This is a genomic window from Clostridium ihumii AP5 (genome assembly GCF_000612845.1).
GTDB lineage: Bacteria > Bacillota > Clostridia > Clostridiales > Clostridiaceae > Clostridium_J > Clostridium_J ihumii.
In genome coordinates, this window is sequence record NZ_CCAT010000027.1 from 1 (window position 1) to 790 (window position 790).

The window sequence follows — 790 nt, forward strand, 5'->3', positions numbered from 1 at the left end:
CCACTTTGATTTATTTTTCCCTCTATATTTAATTCTGTTTTATTATCTTTTAAACCCTTTTTTAAAAATATTGCCTCTTTTTCATTTGTTTCTATATTTATTTCTCCATTTAATTTTAATTTACTCTTATCTTGAATATAAATGGCATTTCCACATTTTGTTTTTATTGTTGAATTTTCTATAATTGACTCTGTATCTTTTGATGAATATCCTTTTTCTATATTTATTGCATTTCTACTATAACCATACTCATCAACACCATCATTATTTATTAATGTTGTTTTACTCATTTTTCCTGTTAATGTTATATACGTATTTTCACATTTACTGTTATTTATATCTTTAACATTTATTCTGGAATTGCTTATATTACCTGAATCTATATTTTCTACATTTATATATGAATTTACTATGGTACTATTTAAGATATTTTTTACCCAGCTAGCTGAATTTATAAGCGTACATTTCTCTAAGTCAATATCTTCTCCTGAGGATAACCTCACATCTTCTATAATTAAATCTTTTATGATTGTTTTACACCCATTACAAGTTATTCTGAATTTATCCGTACCTTTTTCTTTATTTATATCTGTTGTTAATTTGTAATTATTCCCAATTATTTTTTTACAGTCTCCATTTATTTTTACATATGGTCCCTCATAATAATCTAGTAATTTTTCATTTTCTATTTTTATATCTTTTGATATGTTTATCTCTTTTACTTCTTTTCTTTGCAATGCTGCTATTAACTCTTCTTCTGTTGATACCTCCATAATTTCTTTTACTTCTT

General features: G+C 24.1%; 1 protein-coding gene. It reads right to left on the reverse strand.

Going from position 1 to position 790, the window contains the following annotated elements; translation table 11 throughout:
• On the reverse strand, positions 1-773 hold a 773-nt coding region (locus tag BN346_RS04295; RefSeq protein WP_148361078.1), incomplete at its 3' end, for a pectate lyase-like adhesive domain-containing protein.
• Between the last annotated feature and the right edge of the window lie 17 nt (positions 774-790).